General features: G+C 70.0%; 3 protein-coding genes. 2 read left to right on the top strand and 1 reads right to left on the bottom strand.

The window, feature by feature from the left end; translation table 11 throughout:
• Nucleotides 1-186: 186 nt before the first annotated feature.
• Nucleotides 187-2,811, bottom strand: coding sequence for a Pls/PosA family non-ribosomal peptide synthetase (locus ACZ6ZQ_RS33225; protein WP_469772235.1), 2,625 nt, complete (start codon nucleotides 2,809-2,811; stop codon nucleotides 187-189).
• Between the two features lie 1,125 nt (nucleotides 2,812-3,936).
• Here ACZ6ZQ_RS33225 and sbnA point away from each other — a divergent pair.
• Together sbnA and ACZ6ZQ_RS33215 are read left to right on the top strand one after the other, a co-directional pair.
• The gene (gene sbnA / locus ACZ6ZQ_RS33220; RefSeq protein WP_469772232.1) at nucleotides 3,937-5,043 is read left to right on the top strand and encodes a 2,3-diaminopropionate biosynthesis protein SbnA; all 1,107 of its coding nucleotides are present in this window, start codon (nucleotides 3,937-3,939) and stop codon (nucleotides 5,041-5,043) included.
• A gap of 483 nt (nucleotides 5,044-5,526) precedes the next feature.
• Nucleotides 5,527-6,561: a serine/threonine-protein kinase gene (locus tag ACZ6ZQ_RS33215; protein WP_469772231.1), complete on the top strand. Its 1,035-nt coding sequence runs from the start codon at nucleotides 5,527-5,529 to the stop codon at nucleotides 6,559-6,561.
• Nucleotides 6,562-6,563: the final 2 nt, after the last annotated feature.

The following is a 6,563-nucleotide window of genomic DNA, read 5'->3' as shown; positions in this document are numbered from 1 at the left end:
GCCCCCTGCGCGACATCGTCCGGCACCGTCACCTCGCAGCGGGCCACGCCCGGCACCGGATCGTGCGTCCACCGCGGGATCGCGGTGAAACCACCGGCGAGAAGAACATCGCGCCAAAACTCCCGGCCCGCGTCGACATGCATGTCCATCGTGTCTTTCCTTACGTTCGTGTGGTGGTGCTGCGCCTCAGTTGCCGCGTGCCGGGACGGCGGTGTCGTGGTCGTTGCCGGCATGGCGGGCCGTCAGGTGGGCCTTGTTGTCCCGTATTTCCCGGGCCGGGTTTCCTCCCCACCGCGCGTTCGGGGGAACTTCCTCGCCCTTCATGAGGAAGGAGTCACAGGCGAGCTGTACGCCGTCGCCGATGCTCACCCCGTAGTGGACGAAGGCGCCGACCCCGAGAGTCACGCCCGCTTTGATCGTGGTGCGGTCGGACTTGAAGGTGCCGTCCTCCTGCGAGTGGCACTGGACCACACTGCCCGCGTTGAGCGTGCAGTGGTCGCCGATGGTGACGGGAGTGCGCTCGACCAGGGAGAGGCCGTCGTCGAAGACCCGCTTGCCGATCCGGGCACCCAGAAGCCGCCAGAGGAGGTTCTTGAACGGGGTGCCGTCGAAGGCGTGCACGAAGGCGACCGACGCCATCTTCCAGAACCGTTCATGCCGCCAGAAGGACGGCTCGTAGATCGAGCAGTACAGCGGTTCCATGTCCCTAAAGCGGGTGACGGCCCGTTCGATCAGCGTGAAGTAGCAGGCGGTGAAGGCGAGGGTCAGCACGCCGGCCAGTCCGAACACCGGCGCACCGAGGGAGTGGTAGAGGTCCACGGCAGCCATCGCGATGAGGGTGAGTGCGAAGAGATGGATCCACCGCACCAGCAGGTACAGCGCGGCGGTGAGCGCGTTGTGCTTGTTCTTGGCGGCCAGACGGCGGCGCAGCTCGCTGCCGCTCTCCAGGTGGTTGAACTTGTTGTCCCGCTCCACCGTGCGGGGGATCTCGAAGCTGGGCGAGCCCAAAAGGCCCACTCCCTCGCGCACCGGTCCGTCGATGGGGACCATGACCTTCGTCGCGAGCAGGCAGTCCTTGCCCGTTTTGCCCCGGGAGGGATAGGCGATGTTGTTCCCGAGGAAGTTGCCTGCCCCGACCGACACCCGGGAGAGACGGAAGGACGTGGCGGAGAAGTCGGCGTTGATGAGGGAGAGCCCGTCAGCAACGACCGTTTTGCTGCCGATCGTGCTCAGGTACGGGCTGTCGTGCTTGAGAAGCGCGCCGAAGTTCGACCCGGTCTGCTCGACGCGGCACAGGTCGTAGCCGAGGTAGCGCAGATAGTGGACGATGGCGGAGCTGTCCCCGAAGAGCGTGGTGAAGAACCTGCGGTTGGTCATGGCCGTGACCGTCCGCTGGATGAAGTGGTGCAAGCCGTACAGGGGGTAGACCGTGCCCGGCTTGACGGCCAGGCTCAGCAGGCGCGGCACCGTGCCCACCACCAGCAGGCCGGCGAGCAGCGCGCCGAAGAAGAGCACGAAGGAGGCGGCCAGGGCGTCGCGGTAGAACGCGCCGCTCGTCAGGGCCAGCGGCGCCGAGCCCAACAGCGTTGCCAGCTGCGGCATGGCCTTCACCAGGACACTCACACCGACCAGCGCCACCGGCAGGTGCACCATCAGCAGGCTCAGCACCTGCCACAGGCAGTACAGGACCTTGCGCAGGGTGGTGCAGCCGGCCGGAGCAACAGCCCTGAAGTCCGTGTCGGTGCGCTGTGCCGGGGACCCGTGCCAGCGCTCGCCTGCGGGCACGGCCTGTCCGGCGTGCAAAGCCGAGGCGTGGCCCAGCTGGGCCCCGTCACCCATCGACGACTCGATGTCGAGGACCGTCTGCTCGCTGATGGTCACGTTGCGCCCGAGGGTGATGGGGCCCATCTGGATCAGGCCGGCATGCGCCCGGTAGCAGGAGACGAACGAGTCCTTACGGATCACCGTGCCATCCCCGATGGTGAGCAGGTCGGTGCACACCGGCACATGCTTGGACAAGATCACAACGCCGCGGCCGACGTTCGCACCCAGCGCCCTCAGATACAGCACAAAGAGCGGCGAACCGGTGAACAGGCGTACCGGGCTGGTGCGGATCAGGGTCTTGACGAGCCAGAAACGCACATAGCCAAGGCTCCACACGGGGATCTGACGGCGGGTGAAACGGCCGATCAACAGCCACTTCGCCACCACCGGAAGGGCGCACAGGGCAACGAAACCCGCGCCGCCGAACAGCACCGCGCGCAGGTAGAGGCCGGCCAGGCCCGAGCCGGCCAGCACCCACTCATAGCCCCGGACGGCGATGACGGCGGTGAGGCAGGAGTACCCGAAGAACAGCAGCAGCTGCAGCACTGCACACAGGACGTACTGACGCGCGCCGGCCGGCGCCTGCGCCGTCGCCGCCCTCCCGGCCGGCACCTGATCCGGCACCTGGTCCGGCACCTGGTCGGGCACCTGGTCGGGCGACGGCGCCGACGGCTCGTTCGGCGCCTGGTCCGGCACCTGGCCGGGCGACGGTGCCGAGGGCTGGGCGGGGATGGGCGCGGCACTGACGAGCGCGGTCGCCAGGCTCTGGATCGTGGAGTGCCGGTAGATGTCCTTCATCGACACCGTGGGCAGGTCCTCGCGCTTCCTGACCCGGGCGCAGAACTGGGCCATCACCAGGGAGTCGGCACCCAGGTCATGAAAGAAGTGACCGTCCAGCGGCACCTGCTCGGCGCGCACGACACCGGCCAGCACCTCGGCCAGAAGCCCCGCGGTCCGGGCCACCGCGCCTTCGTGCCCGCTGTCCATGACGGCATGAGTGCCACCCGGAACGGCCGAAGCGGCCGGGGTGGCGGGAGCGGCCGGGGTGGCCGGGGTGGCCTCGATGGTTTTCCCTAGCACGTGAGCTCCCCTCGTACGTGCCGGTCAGCGCCGGCCGGTCGGGCCGCCGCCCGGCGTCCTCGCGTCGCTGAAGCGACGGCGGGAGCGAGCGATGGAAAAGCCACGAGGTCGTGAGCTCTTTTCTGGTCACCAAGCCACAAAAACATTTGTCGTCCACCTGCAGTCTGTGCAGTCCACTGTCGGGTTGCCGTTCGAACTCGATCGCGCCCGTGCGGCGGTATCTCTCGATGCCGCCGTGTTTTTCGTGCCGAACGCCTCTCCAGTAGGCCCGAGGGGGTCCTGCCGTGTCCTGCCCCTGGATTTCGGAACTTGACGCAGCAAACCGGTCCTGGTAATCGGCCGCCGCCGCAGGCGGACTCCGCCCGTATTCACTGCCCGTTACTTCCCGGCGTTTCCTGCGCGCCGCCAGGGCTCAGGGCCGCGGGCAGACAACCGCCGCATCCGCACAGCCGCACCCCGCCGGATACCAGCCGGGCCGGGCGAGGCGGACCGGGCGAGGCGGACCGGCCACAGACCACCCGCGGACCACCGGCACGGCAGACCACCCGCAGACCACCCGCGGACCACCGGCACGGCAGCGGACCACTGCGGACCGCCTGCGGGCCTGCGGGCCCGGGCCACTCAGGCCGCCGCAGGCCCGGCTACGACTGTGCCCGGGGGCCGGGCCCGGGGGCCGGGACTGTGCCCGGGGGCCGGGCCCGGGGGCCGGGACTGTGCCCGGGGGCCGGGGCTGTGGCGGGGGCCGGGGCAGCAGCCGGGGGGTTGGGGCTGTGGCGGGGGCCGGAGGCTGCGGATGCATCCGGTCCCGGGCATGCGATACAGCCCCGTTCCGGCCACGGCGACGTTTCGCTAACCACGTTCACGGTGGCTGTCAAGCCCCGAATTCCGGTGGCATGACAGGGCTGCTTCGGCCGGGCGTACTGGATGTGTTCCGGCGAGTTGCCCTCGCCTTCGATTTCTTCCCTTTCTTCCATGAGCCGCTCCGATACGGATGAGCGGCACAGAGCGCTCTGCGCAGACGAGGAGGCGACCATGCCTGTCATATCCGTCCCCCAGGACTTCAACGAGGACGAGCTCTTCGTTGACCTAGAGGCGATTTTCGGGCACTCGTTGTTCCTCAAATGCGAGGGCTTCAACTTCGCCGGCTCGATCAAACTCAAAGCCGCCACCGAGATGGTCGAGGCCGCCGAACGCGACGGTCTGCTGAAGCCGGACTCGATCCTGGTCGAGTCCTCCTCGGGGAACCTGGGCGTGGCCCTGAGCATGATCGCAGCCAGCAAGGGCTACCAGTTCCTGTGCGTGACCGACTCCCGGTGCAACCTGTCCACCCGGCTGCTCATGGAGGCCCTGGGCGCCCAGGTCCACGTCATCACCGAGGCCGCCGCCGGCTCCGGTTTCCTCGGCGCGCGCATCGACCACGTCCGCGCGCTGTGCGCCTCGGGCGACCGCTATGTGTGGCTCAACCAGTACACCAACCCCCACAACGGCATGGCCCACTACCGCAGGACCGGCCCGGCCATCGCCCGGCAGTTCCCCGACCTGGATGTGCTGTTCGTCGGGGCCGGCACCACCGGGACCCTGATGGGCTGCGCACGCTACTTCCGCCAGTGGCACCGGCCGGTACGCATCGTGGCGATCGACACCGAGGGCTCGGTGACCTTCGGGGACACCCCGGGCCGGCGGATGATCCCCGGCCTGGGTACCAGCGTGCGTCCGCCGATGCTGGATGCCTCCCTGGTGGACGAGGTGGTGCACGTGCCGGAGGCCGACGCCATCCGGACCTGTCACCGGCTGGCCCGGCGCGGGTTCCTGTTCGGGGGCTCCACCGGCACGGTGGTCAGCGGCGCGATGAACTGGCTGGCCGGCCAGGAGGAACAGGAACTCACCGCGGTGGCCATCGCCCCGGACCTGGGTGAGCGGTATCTGGAGACCATCTACCAGACCAACTGGGTGCAAGACCTCTACGGCGAGGACGTCCTCGACACCCCGGCACCCGCCCCCACCCCGGCACCGACGCCGACGCCGACGCCTGTGCCGGCACCGGTGCCGGCACAGGCCTCCCCGTCATCGGCCACCTGGCCCACACCGCCGCCGCGGCCCTCCGGCCGGCCCCGCAGGAACTGCTCGAACGCACGGTGACCGCCCCGGCAGCAGCACGGACTGCCGGGCACGCGAACTGTTCACCGAGGACGAAATGACCACCCCCTCAGCCACGACGACCACCCTGGCGGGCCCCGGCGACGTCATCTGCCACCCGATGGGCGACGCCGCGGGCGCCGGACACAGCGGCGCCCGCCGCCGCCCGGCCCGCGCCCTTACGGGGCAAGGCGACAGCGCACGCACACGCCGGGCACCCGGCCCGCGCACACCGGCGCCCACCCCGGCCACACCGGGCGGGCCCTTGAGCCGCGGGGAGAAGACCGGCCCGCCCAGCAACACGGACACGGACAGCCACCGGGTGCCTGGGGCTCTGCTCCCGGCGCACGGCGGGCCACGCCCGCAACGCCCAGGACGCCGATGCGCCCGGGCCGCAGCACGCCAGGGCGCCAGGACACCGCACCGGCCGCACCGGCCGCACCGGCCGCACCGGCGGCGCCGGCGGCCCGGTGAGGGGGGTGCCTGATGGAGCAGGCAGCCGCCAGCGACATGAGCCTTTGCCCGTACGGGGGGCGGCCCTCCGGTCTGATCGGAGCGCAGATCGCCGGCTACCGCATCGAGCGCGAGATCGGCCGCGGCGGCATGGCCGTCGTCTACTGCGCCAAAGACCTGCGCCTGGACCGCACCGTCGCGCTCAAACTCCTCGCCCCCCAAAACGCCCGCAACGACGTCTTCCGGCGCCGTTTCATCCACGAATCACGCGTGGCCGCCGCGATCGAGCACCCCCACATCGTGCCGATCTTCGAAGCCGGCGAAACCGACGGCGTCCTCTACATCGCCATGCGCTACGTCTGTGGCCTCGACCTGCGCGCCCTCCTCGACCGCGACGGCCCCCTGCCCGTCCACACCGCCATCCGCATCGCCGCCCAGGTCGCCTCCGCACTCGACGCCGCCCACGACCACGACCTCGTCCACCGCGACGTCAAACCCGGCAACATCCTCATCGCCAAAGGCACCGACATCGACCACCCCGAACACGTCTACCTCACCGACTTCGGGGTGACGAAGAAATCCCTGTCCCTCACCGGATTCACCACCGTCGGCGAATTCGTCGGCACCGTCGACTACTCGGCCCCCGAACAGTTCTCCCGCCGCCCGGTCGACGGCCGCTGCGACCTCTACAGCCTGGCCTGCGTCGTCTACGAAACCCTCACCGGCACCCCTCCCTTCCAACGCGAGGAAGACATCGCCCTGCCCTGGGCGCACCAGTTCGACCAGCCGCCCGCCCTGACCGAGAAACGCCCCGGGATCACCCCCGCCCTCGACGACGTCCTGGCCAAAGCCCTCGCCAAAGTCCCCGACGACCGCTACAACTCCTGCCTCGAATTCGTCGCCGCCCTGCGCGCCGCCGAAAACCACCACGGCAACCATCCGCCCACCCGCATCGACCTGCGCCCCACCCCCGCTCCCCCCTACCCCGCACCGCCACCCGAGCCACCACCCTGGACCCGGCCCGTCTTCAGCCGGCCACCGGCCACCCACCCACCGCTCCCCCGGTGACC

This window comes from Streptomyces sp. NPDC053673 (genome assembly GCF_055585225.1).
The sequence above is the reverse complement of the archived record's forward strand: the minus strand, read 5'-3'. Positions and strand labels throughout refer to the sequence as shown.